This window comes from Aquiflexum balticum DSM 16537 (assembly GCF_900176595.1).
GTDB lineage: Bacteria > Bacteroidota > Bacteroidia > Cytophagales > Cyclobacteriaceae > Aquiflexum > Aquiflexum balticum.
In genome coordinates this window covers 355203-373848 of the sequence record NZ_LT838813.1, presented here as the reverse complement: position 1 = coordinate 373848, position 18646 = coordinate 355203, and the positions used below count along the sequence as shown (strand labels likewise).

The 18646-nt window shown below is 38.4% G+C and carries 9 protein-coding genes; all 9 read left to right on the top strand.

Annotation, left to right across the window (positions count from 1 at the left end; all coding sequences use genetic code 11):
* The first annotated feature begins 64 nt into the window (after nucleotides 1-64).
* The 9 genes from porZ to B9A52_RS01660 all read left to right on the top strand — a co-directional run bounded on the left by porZ (nucleotide 65) and on the right by B9A52_RS01660 (nucleotide 18640).
* Nucleotides 65-2248 carry a type IX secretion system anionic LPS delivery protein PorZ gene (gene porZ, locus B9A52_RS01715; protein ID WP_157370039.1) on the top strand — a complete coding sequence of 728 codons (2184 nt, stop codon included), beginning with the start codon at nucleotides 65-67 and terminating at the stop codon, nucleotides 2246-2248.
* Nucleotides 2245-2937, top strand: a complete 693-nt coding sequence (gene recO / locus B9A52_RS01710; protein ID WP_084118671.1) for a DNA repair protein RecO — start codon at nucleotides 2245-2247, stop codon at nucleotides 2935-2937. The genes porZ and recO overlap by 4 nt, the downstream gene beginning before the upstream one ends.
* A gap of 193 nt (nucleotides 2938-3130) precedes the next feature.
* On the top strand, nucleotides 3131-4984 hold the full coding sequence (rho, locus tag B9A52_RS01705) for a transcription termination factor Rho (protein WP_084118670.1): 1854 nt from the start codon (nucleotides 3131-3133) through the stop codon (nucleotides 4982-4984).
* 588 nt (nucleotides 4985-5572) lie between these two features.
* Nucleotides 5573-7894: a glycine-rich domain-containing protein gene (locus B9A52_RS01700; RefSeq protein ID WP_157370038.1), complete on the top strand. Its 2322-nt coding sequence runs from the start codon at nucleotides 5573-5575 to the stop codon at nucleotides 7892-7894.
* Nucleotides 7895-8245: 351 nt separating this feature from the next.
* Nucleotides 8246-10426, top strand: a complete 2181-nt coding sequence (locus B9A52_RS25335) for a T9SS type A sorting domain-containing protein (protein ID WP_157370037.1) — start codon at nucleotides 8246-8248, stop codon at nucleotides 10424-10426.
* A gap of 463 nt (nucleotides 10427-10889) precedes the next feature.
* On the top strand, nucleotides 10890-12587 hold the full coding sequence (locus B9A52_RS01675; protein WP_084118664.1) for a hypothetical protein: 1698 nt from the start codon (nucleotides 10890-10892) through the stop codon (nucleotides 12585-12587).
* A 356-nt stretch (nucleotides 12588-12943) separates the two neighbouring features.
* A complete protein-coding gene (locus B9A52_RS01670) occupies nucleotides 12944-14611 on the top strand; it encodes a hypothetical protein (RefSeq protein WP_084118663.1) in 1668 nt (555 codons plus the stop codon).
* A gap of 238 nt (nucleotides 14612-14849) precedes the next feature.
* Nucleotides 14850-16928, top strand: a complete 2079-nt coding sequence (locus B9A52_RS01665; RefSeq protein ID WP_172805153.1) for a T9SS type A sorting domain-containing protein — start codon at nucleotides 14850-14852, stop codon at nucleotides 16926-16928.
* A gap of 80 nt (nucleotides 16929-17008) precedes the next feature.
* Complete coding sequence (locus B9A52_RS01660) at nucleotides 17009-18640, top strand: LVIVD repeat-containing protein (protein WP_084118661.1); 1632 nt, start codon at nucleotides 17009-17011, stop codon at nucleotides 18638-18640.
* Nucleotides 18641-18646: the final 6 nt, after the last annotated feature.

Genomic DNA, 18646 nt, shown 5'->3' with positions numbered 1-18646 from the left:
GAAAATGTGGAAATTTCCCGATTTAATGACATCAGCATATTGCTTTCCATCCAATTTGAAGAAATTGATCAAAAAAAGAATTGGAGTATTGTCCTTGTTTCTTTCTGTTTTTGCTGTTTTTGAAGTATACAGCCAATCAAAAATTGAAGTAGGGAGCTGGAGAATACACCCTGCTTATACAGAAGGGGGTAATTTGACGGGAAGTAACCAAACTATCTTCTTTCAAGGGGAAAATTCCCTGTTTTATTTTTCAACTGACAATCATGAACCCCAGCCACTTTCAGTCATGGATGGGTTATATTCCCAATCTTTCACCGCTTCTGTTTATGATTTCCAATCTAAAAAACTGATAGTGGCTTACGATGATGGAGTAGTGGACTTGGTAGGAGAAAGAAATGTGCAATCACTCACTTCTATCAGGGACAATCCATTGATTTTAAACAAAAAAATCATTCGGGCCAGGTCAATAGATGGGTTGGTTTACTTGACAGGTGATTTTGGTGTGGCTGTCATTGATCCTGCAATAGGAGCTTTCCGTGATTCATATATCAATATTGGACCGGAAGGTTCAGAACTGGAAATTTTGGATATAGATAAAGAAGGGGATTTTTATTATCTGGCTACTGCCTTGGGGTTATTGCAAGGAAATATAAATACCAACCTCAATGATTTCAGGAATTGGGTCAATCAGGGTCTAGATCTTCCGGGAGGGGCAATGGAAGTTCAGGTATTGGAAGGAGAAGTTTTTTTATCTGATGCTGATGGCCGAATTTACATTTTCAAAAATGGGAATTTGGATTGGCTCATCGGTACAGAGCACTCCGGAAGATTAAAGAAAATCAATGGAGACTTGTTTTTTACTGATGGCACTTCCATCTATCAGCTGTCTTCAGGTGGGTCATTTTCCCAGATTTTACAAAGAGAAGACAATTCGATTATTGATTTTCATATCACGGGCAACAATATTTATTTGAGTCAACAGACTGGTGTTTTCAATCAAAATGCTGACAACTTCATTTTTCCAAATGGACCCTTTTCCCAAATCAGAAATTTTCACTGGGATGAAAATGGCACTTGGGGATTACCTGTATTGCTTCCAATAAGAGGTAATGCGATCAGATCTATTGGTGATAAAACCTCGGTATTGAAAGATGGTAAATGGGAAGCGGCAATTGCTCCAAGTAATGTAATGTCCAAAGCAGTATTTCAGGAAGACAATTATTTTGGGGTCTTTGAAAATGGCTTGTGGATAGAATCAAATGGCAACCTGGAAAAGATAGATATTCCCGATATATCCCCAACTACCTCCATCAGGTCATTTGCAAACCAAAACGATAACTTGCTTTGGATGGGTGTTAATGACAATGCGAGCAGATTGTTTAAACTAAGCTCAAAAAATCAAATAACTACTGTGCCTGTTGCAGGGCTTCAATTTCCCCACAAAATCATTTTGGACCAATCCGGGAACCTTTGGATTTTGCAAGCACCGCCCAATGGAACCCCAAGAATAAGGGTATTCAATGAGAATACAGGACTTAACCGTTTGCTGAACAATTCCTCAAACCAAGGGAATCTGCCCAATTCAGAAATTTTAGATATGGATATGGATTTGGAAGGAAATCTCTGGATTGCTACCTCATCAGGTGTGGCATATCTTCCATTTGTTCAATTCACTACTATCAACAGTCCAATTAATGCCATTTTGCCTATTTTCGATAATAGGCCACTGCTGATTGGGCAGCGGGTTAAGTCAGTTTTGGTTGCACCGGATCAGACCAAATGGTTTGGTACTGAAAGGGAAGGCTTATGGCAATTTTCAGAACTTGGTGATATTCTATTGAATCAATTTACCGGAAACAACAGTCCCTTAACTTCGCCTGATATTCAAAACACTACTTTGGAACCCTTTTCAGGTGAGATTCTGATTACCCAATCAAATGCTGCATTTTCTTTTAGGGGTACAAGTATATCCGCATTTGAAAGCCTTAACTCATTGAAAATATACCCGAATCCTGTCCGACCGGAATTTTCCGGGTACCTGAGTATTGAAGGATTGACAGACTTTGCCCAAATAAAAATCACAACTTCCGCAGGAAGGGTAGTTTTTGGAGCCCAGATCAGAGGAGGAAAAGCCACCTGGGATTTAAGAGAAGGTTCTGGTAACCGACCTGAAGCAGGTATCTATCTTGTCTATGTTTCTGATGAATCAGGAGTTGAAAAAATTGCAGGTAAATTTGTGATTCTATGAATCTAAAAAAAACCCGGGGCCTGGTAATTTCCTTCATCAGGTATAGGGAAACCTCTATCATAGTAAAGATCTTTACCAGAGATTTAGGGTTTAAATCATATATAGTCAATAGTGCCCGGACCAAGGGTGCAAAAAGTAAAATGGCATTTTATCAACCGCTTACCTTATTGGATTTGGTGGTTTATGATAAAGAAGGCGTTGGTCTGAACAGGGTTTCGGAAGTGAAATTATCCAAAGCCTATGAAAAAATCCCGTTTGACCATCAGCGTTCTGCTATAGCCATGTTTATTGGAGAAGTTTTGGGAAAGTCAATTTATCAAGATTACCGAAATGAAGAGTTTTTCGATTTCTTGGAATATGCTTTTGGATTATTGGACAGGGAAGAGGCCATTTTGGTTCACTTCCCCTTGGTGTTTTTATATGAAACTTCCAGATATCTGGGCTTTGCCCCCAATGATGCAGCATCTTTCTTCGATGAATTGTTGGATGAAATACAGGCTTCAGATGAATTAAAAGAGGAAATGGATTATTTGGATCTTTTAATCAATGAATCATTTGATTGTACAGAAAAGATACATGCTGTCATCAGGAAAAAATTACTGGATCATTTTTTGCTGTTTTATACCAAGCACTTGGATCTTCAATACGATTGGAAGTCTGTTAATATACTCCGACAGATAATGGGCTAAAAATAATTGCCGTAACCAGATTTAATTTGGTAATTAATTAATGTTAATGTAATATTGCAGTGTTATAGTATCCGAAAATCCGATCCCCCTGGATTTCAGCTATCCTGAATACCTTTTTAATTCAGTTCAGTAGTACTCAATACACAATCATTACTTATCACACAAATCTTACAAATAATTTCATAGGCTTTTTATGTATAACATAGAAGAATTAAGGCTCAGACTTCTTTCTGAATTGAAAGAAATTGCTGAGGAATTGGGTGTTAAAAATTTTAAGACACTTAAAAAAGACGACCTTGTATACGCTATACTCGATCAACAGGCACTCATGGATGAAAATTCACTACCCAAAAAAAGGCCTTCGGTTGCAGTAGAAGAAGAAACCAAGAAGGTAGAAGAAAGCAAACCCACAATTCCTGAAAGACGCAAGTTTAGAGAGGAGAAGGCTGATGCCGGCAGCCAGGATAAAAAAGAAAAGTCTATAGATCAGAAGGATGCAAAGCCTTCGCAAGAAAGCAAACCGAAATTCAAAAGAGAAAATTTTTCAGATTTGCCGAAGGAAAATAGCGGAAGAGAGCAAGCAGAGAAAAAACATGAATCACCCAAATCTGAAAAGCCTGCTCCCCATAAAGACTTTGAAGCCCGTCCAAAAAGAGAACCTGAACCTGCCCCCAAAAGAGATGCAGAACCTTCGCAAGTAAAAGAATACATTCCCCATCCTTCTCATGGTGAGGAAAAAGCCAAATTCATCAGGCCCCGACGTAAAGTAGTGGATGACCCACAACCCGAAGCTGTGCCTGTTCAAAATGTGGCAGCAGATGCTGAGGTAGATCTTCCAAGAAGAAAAAATTTCAAAAATATTGATGAAGTTCATATTCCTGCTGCAGAAATGGTTCCTTCAAAAAGGAAACCCTATGTCAGTGTAAAAGAATTTGAAGGGATCATCGAAAATGAAGGGGTTTTGGAAATCATGCCTGAGAGCTATGGTTTTATGCGCTCATTGGATTACAATTACTTGGCATCACCGGATGATATTTATGTATCGCCTTCCCAGATCAAACTATTTGGGTTAAAGACCGGAGACCATATTAAAGGAACCATCCGACCGCCAAAGGAAGGAGAAAAATATTTTGCACTTTTAAAGGTAATTACTGTCAATGGTAAGACTTCGGAAGAAATCAGGGACAGGATTCCATTCGAATACCTCACTCCATTATTTCCGGAAGAGAGATTGAATCTCTCTACAAAATCAGACAACTACTCTACCAGGATTTTGGATTTATTTGCTCCCATAGGTAAAGGCCAAAGGGGAATGATAGTAGCACAGCCAAAAACAGGTAAGACTGTATTATTGCAAAAGATAGCCAATGCAATTGCTGAGAATCATCCGGAGGTTCATTTGATGATCCTCTTGATTGATGAAAGACCTGAGGAAGTGACCGAGATGGCCCGATCTGTAAAAGCTGAAGTAATCTCTTCAACTTTTGATGAACAGGCTGAAAGGCATGTGAAAGTAGCTACCATCGTTTTGGAAAAAGCCAAAAGAATGGTGGAATGCGGGCATGATGTGGTTATCCTGTTGGATTCCATCACCAGATTGGCCAGGGCGTACAATACAGTGGTCCCATCATCAGGTAAAATACTCTCCGGTGGTGTTGATGCCAATGCACTCCATAAGCCTAAGAGGTTCTTCGGTGCTGCCAGAAATGTTGAAAACGGTGGCTCTTTGACCATCATCGCCACGGCTTTGGTTGAAACCGGTTCTAAGATGGATGAGGTGATCTTTGAAGAATTCAAGGGTACTGGAAACATGGAATTGGCTTTGGACAGAAAACTTTCCAACAGAAGGATTTATCCTGCCATTGACGTGCCAGGTTCCGGAACACGAAGAGAAGACCTCTTGATGGACAAAGAAGAAATGCAGCGTGTTTGGATACTGAGAAAACTCATGTCGGACATGACTTCTCAAGAAGCAATGGAATTCCTGTTGCAAAGAATGAAAGGTACCAGGGATAATGTTGAGTTTTTGATCAGTATGAATGGTTAAACAGAAAAAATTCTAAGTGAAAAGAGCCTTTGGGAATTACCCAAAGGCTCTTTTTGGTTTAACTTATTAGCTGATCAAAACTCCAAATCATTCATTTTGATTTTGCCGTGATGAGTTTTTGTTTCAGCATTTTGAAGTTTTCAATTACATTTTTTTTAAAAAATTATTTGTTTTTTTTTAAAAGTTCCTTTTGCTTTTTTTATAAGTACTTGATAAATATCAAATTGAGCTTAAAAATTACAAGGATTTTGATGAGAATTATTAAAATCGTTGTAGTTTTATAATCGAAAATTTTAGGTTTAAAAAATCACCCATAATTCTTTGAATCAAAGCAATTGAAAGTAATCCAAAAGACAGGCCAAACCCATACTTGAATCTCTTGGTAACCTATTTAAATATGAAAAGCTTCTGGAATGTGAAAGCTTGAGAGGCATTCATTGATTTCTTTCGAAATGTTTATCAAAAATAAACAGATTACTTGAGCACCTTGTTTTCGAGTAGACACCCTATTTTGTGAATATTACAGTTTTAAATAAAAAATTAATTTTAAAATTTTTAATCCTACACTTCCTGGTAATTTACGGGACAGTGGAAGGACAGACTTGCTCGGTATGTGATCATTCATTTGGGGCAACCGGAGGGCCAAGCCCTGCAATTCCTAATAATGCGAACGGAATAACTGTTTGTATTACTGCAAATAGAACTTCAGCAATTAATTTTAATAATGCTCAAAATGTTACTGTTTGTATTCCAACAGGAGTAACTGTAAATGCCAATTTCAATAGTTTGTCAAGTGTTTCCCAAATTAATAATTTAGGAAATTTTACCGCTAGAGCAGATTACAACGGTAACTGGACAATCAATAATTCCGGTACTTTAACCTTGAATTTCGCATCACTCAACAGCAATAAAGTCATCAATAATTCGGGATCTTTTGTAAGAACAGGTGATTTCACAGTAAATGGAACTTTTAATTCAACTGGCACTTCTACAATAAGCGGAAGTATGACAGTGAATAGTGGTTCTCAAGTCAATAATTCAGGAAGTATTTCTGTCGGAGGCAATTATCAAAATAATGGTCAGACCAATTCAACGGATGGATCTATAAGTGTTTCAGGCACCTTGACCAATAATGGAGGAGGTGTTTTCAGCATTGGAGTGGGTTCTATCGGTGGTAATGTCCAAAACAACGGGAACATAAATATCCATGGGTCTCTGAATATTCAAGGGGATATCCAAATGAATGGAGGTTCCAATATTTCTGCAGGGGATAATGATCAACCTAATTATTTATTTGTAATTGGAAATCTTACAGGTGCAGGATGTCTGAATGGAAACAATGGAATTCTATTTACCAATAAATTCCAAACTTCCGGTGGGAATTGCAGAAATGGGGAAGTATATATTGGTACTGGTTCCGGGTGTTTGGAAATAATTGATCTTCCGGCTTTTGAATCTGGTGGAGAAGGCTTCTTTGAAAGGGTTTATATTTTCAGGTGCAGTACAGGCTGGGTGATTCCCGGACCTAATGATGATGAAGAACCCCTTGATGAAGCTCAACTACTGATAGTAGCAGGAGGTGGTGGAGGTGGACGAGGTACGAGTGCCGGAGGTGGTGGTGCAGGGGGGGTGATTTATATTCCTTCTGAATTATTACCATTTGGTACTGTAGTGCCTGTGATTGTTGGCGGCGGAGGAGCTGGATCCACAAATACAAATGCCCGTGGCAGTGATGGAGGGTTATCATCGTTTCTGGGTTTGACTGTAGATGGCGGCGGCGGCGGCGGGTCTACAAATTCTGGTTTGAGAACTGGAAATTCTGGGGGATCCGGCGGTGGAGGGGCAGCATCTAATGATATTAGGAATGACTCTAATCCTGGTGGAAGTGCACTAGGAGGATCAATTGAAAATATTTCACCTGGATTAGGAAGTAATGGCGGTACAGGAAACAGGGCAGGAAACAGTAATAATAGAGGGGGCGGGGGCGGTGGAGGATCGGTCACTGCTGGAGATGATGGATCAGGCAATAATGGCGGTGATGGGGGTCGAGGTATTGTCAGGGATATCACCGGAATGAGCATCACATATGCAGCAGGAGGAGGTGGAATTGGAAACGGTTCAAATGGTCTAGGTGGAATTGGGGTTCCAGGAGATGCAACAACAAGATCAGGTGGAAATGCAAATGGCTCTGGGGCGAGCAGGAATGGATTGGCAGACACTGGTTCAGGTGGAGGAGCAACCTCTTCTGGAACTGCAGGTAATGGATCTAACGGTATTGTCATTGTCAGGCAGACCTTTAAAATTCTTCCGGTAGAATATCTTTACTTTGAAGCCAATTTTAGGAGGGAAGAAAGGTTGGCAGAAATTAAATGGGCCACAGGAAAAGAATGGGAAAACTCCCACTTTGAACTTCAACGCTCCATGGGAAATGTAAAAAATTGGGAAGCCATCGAAAAAATCGAAGGGCTTGGTTGGTCAGATACGCCTGTGGAATATTCTTATAAAGACAAATCCTTACCACTCGTGGGAGGAATAGTTTATTACAGATTGAAACAGGTCGACTTCAATGGAGATTCTCATCTCAGCAAGGTTATTGCCATCAGGATTCCTTCTCAGCAGGTTACCAACCATGTTTGGCGAGTTTTTCCTAATCCAAATAGTGGTGATCAATTTACCTTGGATCTTGTGGACCGCTCAGAATATTCAGGGGAAGATTTGAGGATAAGGTTGATTTCACCTACTTCTGGCAATTATTTTTTTGAAGGAAGTGATTTTCGAAGAATATCAGAACAAATTCGAGAGCAATTGCAAAAATCATCCAATGGGATTTATATTTTGGAGGTTTCTTGGGGCAAAAAGATTGAATATATCAAGGTGCTTCGAAAATCAAGTTTAGGTTCAATAAAGTGATTTTTCCTTTTTTTGAATATCCGCTTTTCACCAATAAGCCTGGAAAACCTAACCAAAGGCTGTTCAAAAAATTATCAATGGTGAATTCGGATTCTAAAATTTCTTCCCGAAAATTAAAGTAGATGAGATAAATGGCTTCAACGCTATTCAATATTTCATTTATATGCTGAAAAACGTGTTTTAATTTAACTTAAAATCTTTTTGTATTTTTTATATTCTGTTTTTTGTTAAATTGAAACCTTTAATTTCCCCTGCCTTTTGGTATTTATCAAATTGACATAAAAAATCATCCTTTGTTTTATGCTGATTTGGTTCCTAAGGATTGATTGAGCGGAAAGGAACGATCCTTATATGAAGTTAATTCACTCCAATGTATGCTTGTTCTTGTTGGTAAGCCTATTTCAGTGGGGAAGTTCTAACCTATATGCTCAATGCAACAGCCCGTTAATTTTCAATTCTCCTGGAGAATTTGACTTTTTTGTGCCAGCTGGAGTAAACTCCCTCGTGGTTGAAGTTTGGGGTGCAGGAGCTGGAGGCGGGGGTAGGACTACTACAGGTACCGGGGGCGGTGGCGGAGGTGGTGCTTATTCAAGAAGCGAAATCAATGTTATTCCAGGCACAGTTTATACTGTTTCGGTTGGGGCAGGAGGTCTATCCAATACCAATGGAGAAGATTCATGGATTGCCCTTTCAGAGGCAATATCCAATAAGGTGGTTTTGGCCAAAGGTGGCCAAAGTCCCGGTAATAATAATTCCGTTGGTGCGTTAGGAGGGTCTTCTGCAATTGGCATCGGTGCTTTCAGATTTAGTGGGGGTGATGGAGCAAGTGGATTCCCCAACGCCGGGGGCGGCGGCGGATCTTCGGCAGGAATTGGGGTTGACGGAAACTCTGCAACTAACCGAGACGGGGCCATTGAACCTCTTGGTGGAGGATCGGGAGGAAATGGGGCCAATTCCAATAACAGTGATGGATTTTCTCCAATTAATGCTCCCGGAGGGGGAGGTGGTGGAGCAAGAGGCACCAACCAAGCGGGTGGGAATGGAGGTAACGGCAGGGTAAGAATTTCCTATACTTGTCAGCTTTTTGTTGGGGGGACTTTATTGGATGATGGGGCGATTACGGGGACCACGATCATTGAATTTGCTAATCCTGGCTTGAATTCCTGGACTGCTCCAAAAGGGCTTACTGAATTTGAGTTGTTTGTGGTTGGCGGCGGCGGTGGCGGCGGTTTTGGAAATGCTGCCGGAGGTGGGGGCGGTGGTGGAATCACCATTGCAAGTTTTAATGACATTAATGGAGGACAGGGATTTGAGGTAGATACCGAGTTTGAAATGAATGTTGGAGGTGGAGGAGGTGGAGCAGGAAACCAAAATATTAAAGGCACCAATGGTACGCTTTCTTTATTTGGTCAAGGAACAGATTTTCAGATAGTCGCAGGAGGTGGCGGTGGAGGTGGTTCAGATATATCAGTAAATGGGAATAATGGTTTTCAGTTGAATGCCTCAGGAGGCGGTGCAAGTGGTTTGAATACCCCAGGTAATGGGAGGGAAAATGGAAATGGAGGGAGTGCAGGATTTAATAATAGCATTGGAGGAGGTGGAGGAGGTGCAGGAGGTCCTGGTACATCTGGAATCATAATTGATGGTCCTGGGGCTAATTTTACTGCAAATGGTGGTAATGGTGGAGAAGGCTTTTCTTCTGGTTTCCGAGGGAATGTAAGAATATATGCGTCAGGTGGAGGGGGCACTACCAATGGTGGTTCAAACACAAGTCCTCAAAGGAATGTAGCTGGTTTAGGAGGCAGCGGTGTTGGTAACAATGCCAACAATACTGGAACCGGTGGTACCCCGGTTAGTTCACCGGGTTCTGGTGGAGGTGCTGGAAGTTCTGGTGGTGGAGCTGGAAGTTCCGGAGTTGTCATTATCAGATACCCTAACTTCAGAATTTTGCCAGTGGAGTATCTTTATTTCGATGCCAACTTCAGCAGAGAAACCAAATCCGTTGACCTAAAATGGGCGACCGCAAAGGAATGGGAAAATTCCCATTTTGAGATCCAAAGGTCATTGCAAGGTGTAAAAAACTGGGAAGTGATAGGTAAAGAGACAGGAGTCGGTTGGTCGGATGATATGGTTGAATATTTGTACAATGACCACAATCTACCCTTGATAGGCGGGCTGGCCTATTATCGACTCCTGCAGGTTGATTTTAATGGGAATTCTAATTTTTCAAAAACAGTCTCTGTTCGCCTTCCCGCCCTTAATCAAGTTAAGGGTGTATGGAGAGTCTATCCAAACCCCAATGCGGGTGAAATATTCAACCTGGAATTGATAGATGACAGGGAATACAATGGAGAAGATCTCAGGGTAAGGCTAATTACACCTTATGCAATCAATAGGGTGATTACCGGCACTAACCTCCGTCAGATTTCAAGATCGATTTTGGAGGAGCTTCAAAAGGCATCAAATGGAATTTACATCCTTGAGGTTTCATGGGGACAAAAAATAGAGATTTTGAAGATTATGAAACATTGAAATTTTTGGAAGCTGGAAGACTGAAGTCGGAGGCTAAATGACCTTTGAGGTTTTCAAAACCTCGAAGGTCTATGCAATAAAATGTCAATTTTTATCAAGACTTGCAAAAGCAATCTCCTAAGTTTTGGAATAGGCAAAAATTTTTTTCAGTTCAGCAAGAAAAAATCCCTTTGTTATTTTACTATTATTTATTGATGATAAAATTCCATAAGAAATGGAATTTTGAATACTGATTTTTTTTAAACTGCTGTAAATCAATTATTTGATAATTTAAAATTTTATAAAAAAGACCATAAAAGTTCGAATTTCAGAATATTTTTGAACAAAAAATATGCACTTCAAATCAATTAAAAAGTATTTCATATATAAAAAAATGTAAAAAGATTGATTTTTTGTTTTTTTATTAAATGCAAATAATTACATTTGAAAGACAAAATAGACTCTACAAAAAATCAATCACCCCATGAGATTTTTAAAAACAGTTCTTTTCGCCCTATTTCTTGTGCTTAGCTACAATAGCAATGCGCAAGATCCTAACAAGCCTGACTTAAGAGATGGTTCTTGCACCATCTGTAAGGGGAATGCACAAAACTATTCCATTTTGAATGTGTTTTTCAGTGACGCTGCGGGAAATCCCAATAATATCTGTGAAGATAGCGGGCCTTATTATATTTCATTGTTGTATACCTCAAATTCAAGAAGTGGGATACATAACTTTAGGATAATTGCCGATATCGTAAAGAAAGACAGAAATAATCCAAATGGAGATCCTCTCGATTCTTTTTATATCAACGAATATGTGGGTTCTATCAACCCTTGTAATTCCGGTTCTTGTATTATCACCATTCCTATTCCAAATATTGGAATTGAGTGCCAAAATGAATTTTATGAACTTTCCCAGCCCTTGGTCTCCTGGACTACTAGTGCTGCAAAAGACTTGGAAGACAGCTACACCTGTCAGAGTTATCCTGCAGCTCAATGTTTAAATAACAGAAGCTCTATCCCGATTGAAGTTGGCGTATTGTCTTATACTTTTGAACCTATCTTTGAGTGTTTTGAAGGTGATTTAGATCAAACTAATGTTTCTTTTATAATTACTTCTCTTTTTGGCGGTAATCCTACCCTAGATTATAATGCAAACTGGAATTTTACTTTTTCTGACGGCACATCATTAAGTTCATCAGAATTTAATCCAACAGTTTGGAACAGAGCTGTAGGAAGTAGTTTCAATGCTACTTTGACAATAAGTCAGCAGGGCTTGGTTGGAAATCCAGGAACCATTAACACGACAGTTCCCAATGCTTTAACAACTGAGAATGTTATTTTAAGTGAAAGAGTAATTGAATCAACCATTGATGAAAATTCAGGGCAAGACCTGGCTTCCGGACTTATAGAAATTGAATTTGTGGAAGGAGATTATTTTCACTTTTGGACTTCCTTGGACGATCCTACATTCTATTCTGAAGAAGCTACCATAGATTCATTGGTAGGCGGAACAACCTATAAATTGACCACCATTGATAATTCCACAGGGAGATGTAGAGTAGATTTGTTTGTTATGGATGCCAGAATATTACCTGTTGAGATATCTGAATGTGATGCCGAATATTTAAACGAGTCCAGAACTGCTAAAATTTCCTGGGCTACCTTTAAGGAAATGGGAAATAGTCATTTTGAAATTGAAAGATCTGTAGACAATATCAATGACTTCAGGGCAATCGGTACTGTTGAAGGGATGGGTTTTAAAGATACTATGACTGGATATGAATATATTGACATGGCTCTTCCTTTTACAGAATCAATTGTTTATTATAGAATCAAGCAATATGATTTCAATGGCAAGGTCACCACAGGGAAAGTATTCTCAGTCCGTATAGCCGGTAGTTTGACTACAGGTAATATTTGGAAAGTATATCCCAATCCATTGGTTGGAGGTGACAGGTTAAATATTAAGCTTGCTGATTTCAAAGGGTACAATGGGGAATTGATTGGAGTGAGAATCATTTCTTCCACTGCTATGACCTATCAGGTCCAGGCAAAATCCGAAAGTGAGTTAAATGAGGTGTTGGGCAATTTGATCAACAGAATTCCCAATGGTGTGTTAATGATCGAAATCCAGTGGGGTCAGAAAGTGGAACACTTTAAATTGTTGAAGAAGTAAGCATTGTTTTACTCTTTCTTTTTGCAAGCACTTATTCTTTATTCTATTGTTCACTTTACGTATACCTTTAAACTTTTCTCATTACCCTAATTTTTTTTAATCCCAAAATAATCCAATATAGAACCACTATTTTGGATTATTTTGGTCTTTTTTTTAAAGTGGTCCCTTTTTTAAACTTAAGTGGAAATGGCTCATTGAAAAGCGATCCATAAATCTTCATATTTTATTATTGAAAAACAATATAAAGTATTTGAAATACATTTTAGTAAATTTGTTTAGCTTTATCCTTGTTTAATGAACGACAAAATAATATATTTGTATTTCAAAATTCTTGATGTAAGATTATCTTATTAGTTATGAAATTTTTTAAATTCATATTTTTATTCCATTTGCTACTATTTGGAGTGGCCTTGAAAAGTTCTGGGCAAAATGATTGTGAAGAGTGTAAACCAGTAAAAAATCAAAGGGATAATTTTGTAATCCAAGAGGCATATTTAAGCGATTCCTTAGGTGTTCGATCGACTGCTCAAGAGTGCAATAGTTCAGGGGCTGTTTCGGAATTCTGGATTACTTTAAACTATACATCTCGCCAAGACCTTGATAATGTAAAGTTGTTATTTGATTTATTCATTAATAATGCTTCTGGTACTAGAGTTGATAGTTTAAATATTGAATATTTTGTTGGATCTGTGGTGAGTACCGGTCCTGGTCAACAAAATACAGTCACAATCCAAATAGACCTTGGCTCTGATACCTTCAATTGTAGTAATCAAGTTTTAGAACTTTTTAATGCTCGAGCGTTTTGGACAGCAAATGATAATTTAAACCCGAATGGCCAATGCGATGGTTATGCTCCGGGTCTATGTAGTAATCCCCCTCTTATAATCATACCGGTTGGCGTTGATGGTTTTATTTATGATTTTGATTATGTAATAGATTGCGTAGAAGAAAATGATAATAGTATAGATATCACATTTTTTGTAACCACATTAGCTGGTGGAGCTAGGCCTGCTGTAATCGATTGGAGTTTTGATGTTAATGGTGATATTATAACCGAGTTGAATGGTGGTTTTTCATATACCTTATCTAATTTAAATCCTCTTGATGTGATAATACCTGGTTTATTAATTAATAAAGATTCTTCAGATAATTCATTTACTATTTCATCAAGTATAATTGTTCCAGCATTATTCAATATTGAATCTACCACTACGGATAGTGATCCGAATATTAGTTCTGTTCCGAATGGTTCAATAGTAATTGATTCAATCGATCCAATTGGGGATGAATATTTATATTTTTGGACGGATGAGGATGGGAATATTTTAAATCCAGCAGACCCAAGAAATCTGACTGGTTTGGATGGAGGTTTATATACACTTACCATGGTTAATCAAACTACAGGAGTCTGTATAACCTATGATTTTCCACTTAATGTTGTTCCTCTTCCAGTTTTGTTTGGAGAGATGTCCCTTATTTTCATTAGCCCAAATAGAACAATTGAATTTAACTGGACCACGACCAAAGAGTGGGAGTCTTCCCACTTTGAAATCGAAAGGGCTATACAAGGGATTCAATTTGAGAAAATCGGTGAGGTAAAATCTTTCGGTTGGAGTGATAGTGAAGTGAAATATGCATTTGAGGACAGGCAATTACCTCTTACAGGTGGAAATATTCTGTATAGGCTGAAACAAGTAAATATGGATGGAGGATATGACTATTCCAAAACTCTATCTGTTGGAATTCCAGGAATGGAATTTACCCCAGGTGTATGGCGTGCGTACCCTAATCCTACAGATGGAAATGTTCTGCATATTAACTTATTGGATCCCCAACAATACAAGAATGAACCAATAACTTTTAGATTAATCCATCCGACCGCTATCACAGAATCTATAACTGTTTCCAATGAAAATGAAATGAACGAAATTCTAGCCTCAAAGGTACCTAAGATGCCAAAAGGGTTGTTTGTGATAGAAATCCGTTGGGGACAAAAAGTGGAGCATATCAAGGTTTTAAAATGATTAACTGAAAATTAATATACTTTTTAAATTGATTTTCGAAACACTGATTTTTTAGGTGAAAAAATGAATTTCATATTCTGAATTCTGTTTTGTAAACTAATAGTTTGGTTAATAATTTTTTAAGTATTTTATTCACAAAACTTTTTTAGGCAACTCTCTGTCTAAATGATGAATTATCACCCAACCTATTGCTTTTAACATGTTTTTGGTTTTTAGAAAAATTTTAAGCTTGCTGCATTTGAAATCAATCGATTTCAGGCAAATTATTTTATTGCTGATTTCATTAATTTCCTCCTTTTCGGGTTTTTCGGAAGGCTCATCAAATTGGGGAATAGAGGAAAACCGCCAAAGTTGGCTATGGTATCCTGGTAATTCCGGAGCTGGAGGTTTTTCCAATAGGGGATATATGTTATTGCCATCTGGAATCTCAGGGTATAATGGTGGCCATAGATTGTACGTATTTGCTAAGGCCGGGGAAACTGTATTTTGGGGATTTCGCAGACATGGGACAACAGGAAATATCAGGGTCAGATGGTATTACGATGCAAATAGTTCAGAGTTTTTCCCGATTGGGACAAGTGGTGCTGCCCGGACCAGAATTGTATCTCAGGATTATGATGCACATAGTAATGGTGCTGCTCAGGGTAGGCCCGGTTCAGCAATAGCAACACGGAATGGTCCTTCACAAATAACAGGCACCGGATATTCTGCATATTCATTTGTAAATAATACAGGAGCCGATAGGGCATTTTGGGTTGAAATCTCAAATACCTCGAACAATCATATTTCAGGTGGATTCAACATCAATTTTTGGGATATTACGGTTGCTTCAGTCTCCTCTAGTGGCTATTCTGAAATTACAGGAAGGGTTTATTCCAGGTTTTGGAGCATTGCCAATTCAAGACAAAACCCTTCAATGACTAGTCTAACATTAACAAAAGGTGCACCTGATAATTTTTCATTTCATGATAATTTTGGGTTTTTCGTTCCAGTAGATAATTCTTTTTCTGGAACGGGGGACGACTATTTTGTAAAATACATCAATTTTGCAGGTTCAAGTGGTGGCTGGACCAATTTTTTTGCAAACAAAGATGGGCCTAGAAACGATCTTTCCTTTGCTGAAAACAGAAGATCGATAGAGGGAATTTCATCTAATTTTCAATACCCATTGTTTATAAACGATCCTGATCCGACAATTTGGAAGACAACCGCATCGCCTGTGGCAAATTTGAAGGTTAATTATCAAGAGAAATCTGCACCCGATTACGGCGGAGAGGCCACAGTGGACCTTACAATCAGCCTTCCTGCGACTGTTGATATTTTAATTGATTTGAATGGTAATCAAATCTATGATGATGGGATAGATTTATTGATTTCTGAAGAATATCAGGCACCGGGTACTTATCAGATCTATTGGAATGGGGAGGATGCGCAAGGAATAGTTGTTCCTCCTGATACGGATGTTGAGGTAATTGCTACCGTTGTTTTTTTTCCGGTTCATTTCCCAATATTTGATTTGGAGCAAAGTCTAGGAATGACAGTAACCAACATCAGACCTGGCGCTATGGCCAATAACAATATATTTTGGGACGATTCTTTGATACCAAGAACAGGCCTTACACCAAATGACAGTCCTCAATCTGTAATGGTTAATACAACAGGTATTCCTGGTCCTAACCATATTTGGTGGGCTACAGGAGATAATGGATTCAGTAATAACATTACTATCAATACATGGGCAGGTTCTTACAATACAGAGGTCAGTGAAACATTTCGAATTTTGCCTGTTCAGTGGATTTACTTCCATGGGAGGACAATGGAAAACAGAATCAACTTGGAATGGGGGACAGCTCAGGAAAAAAATAATGAAAAATTTGCCATTCAGCGTTCAAAAGATGCCAGATCTTGGGTGGACATAGGACAAGTAAAAGGAAAAGGAGATAGTGAAAGCCCTGTCCACTATCAATTCAGTGATATTAATCCATTGATAGGACCAAATTATTATAGATTAATGCAAGTTGATTTTGACGGTAAAGAAGATTTCACCAGCGTGATCAGAGTGGATTTTATCTCAGATTGGGAAATTCACTTATATCCTAATCCAGTAAGGGAGGAGTTCTTTATTCAGTCAAAAGATATAGAAAAAATGCAGGTGTTTATTATTGATAGCAAAGGTTCGAAAATATTTCCAGCCCAGACCGTAATCAATGAAAACAAAGTATCCTTAAATGTTTCAGACATAAAACCAGGGTTTTATTTGGTTTATGTCCAACAAAATGAAAAATCCCTGATAAAAAAATTGATTAAAACTGATTGAAAGAATCTCCTGACAACAAAGATAAAAAAACAAAAAACATAGATAATTTTCTTTAAACGAAACATTTCAAATATAAAATAATGCGCAAGATCATCTTTAATTTATTATTTACTGCCACAGCTTTGGCCTGTGTGCCTGATGAAAAAAATCCTGTTTCTGATCCGAACATCGAGATAAATACGGATGGCGAAACTTTAAACAAAAGGATCACTTTAGAAGGATCAGGTGTAATTGAAATCTTTGGAGCAGATATGTTGAACGGGAGAATTTCGGAGGAAGATATTCCTGCCGGAAAAGTCCCCATAGTGATGGTTTCGCAAGTGAATCCACCTGTGATTGGGGACAGGGAACTGACCGCAACCCATGTGGATATTTTCGGAAACTATGCGTATGTAAGTTACAATACCGCAGGTCCTGTGTTTTTGGGAGCAATTGAAATATTTGATATTTCCGATCCATTACATCCCAAAATTGTGAGTCAGGCTATCTTTAAAAATGGAGATATTAATTCCTTGAGTTATAAAAACGGCGTTTTGTATGCTGCTGCTGCCTTTGACATCGATCAGGAACCCAAAATAAACACCGCTGCCCAATTGGTTATGGTTAATGTCAGCAATGGGAAGTTTATTTCTGAATTTTCCAAATTTGATATTGAAGGATTTGCCACGGTAGATGTTTGTACTACTTCAGAGGATATCGCAGTTGCAAGCGGAAGTAATGGGTTGGTGGGTCTTTTCAACCCTAAAGGCGAGATGCACAATAAATTTCCAATGACTGATTTGAGAGCAGTCAAATATGGGAATGAAGTACTTGCAGCCTTGAGCGGTACTGAAGGAATCAAATTATTAAAGCCATCAAACCTCGAAACAATCCTCACTATTCAGAATGAAAAGGATATTGCAGAATCAAAAAGAACCTTGGATATGGCTCCAGGCTTGTTATTGGTATCAGAAGGCAGAAATGGGGCAGGAATTTATTCAATTCCTTCAGGTGTTTTGTTGCAGCGACTTCCCATCCTGATCAAACCTCTGGGAGTTGAGGAGGGAGATGTCGTGACCAATGCAGTTTCTTATGATGATGGTAAAGTATATATGGCAAATGGTGGTGCAGGAGTTTCAGTTTCCCAGATATTGGAAAATGATATTTTGGAAGAGATCGGAGTTTTAGGGATATCCGGTTCTTCGAATTTTATAAAAGCATATAAAGACTACATTTTTGTAGCATCGGGTCGTAAAGGACTTCAGATTTTGAATCTTTATGAAAAAGATGAAATAGCATTGAATGGAGGGATAAGTTGTGAAGGCTTCGGTTTATATTCAGGAAGTTCCAATTTGAATATTAACTCCAATGAAAAAGTTGGTTATGCAGGATCCAATGTATTTAAAAATGTAAACATAGGAGGTCAATTCACTTTCTGTGGTTCATTGGCCATAGAAAATAGCCTGAACTTGAACAGTGGGGGAGTGTTTATGATGAATGGTGCAATGGTTTTTGGGCAATTCAACAAAAACCGTACACTCACCATCAACAGCAATGCTACAATGAAAGTATTTGGTGATTTGGTCATTTACGGAAATTTGAACCTGAATTCGGGTGCGACATTGGAATTTGTTGGTGAAGGAAACAAAGTGACCATTTTTGGGAATGTTCAAAAAGGTCAAAATGTGATTATCAAAGGAAATTTCACAGATACTGAAGGGAAATTGAAATAATCATTT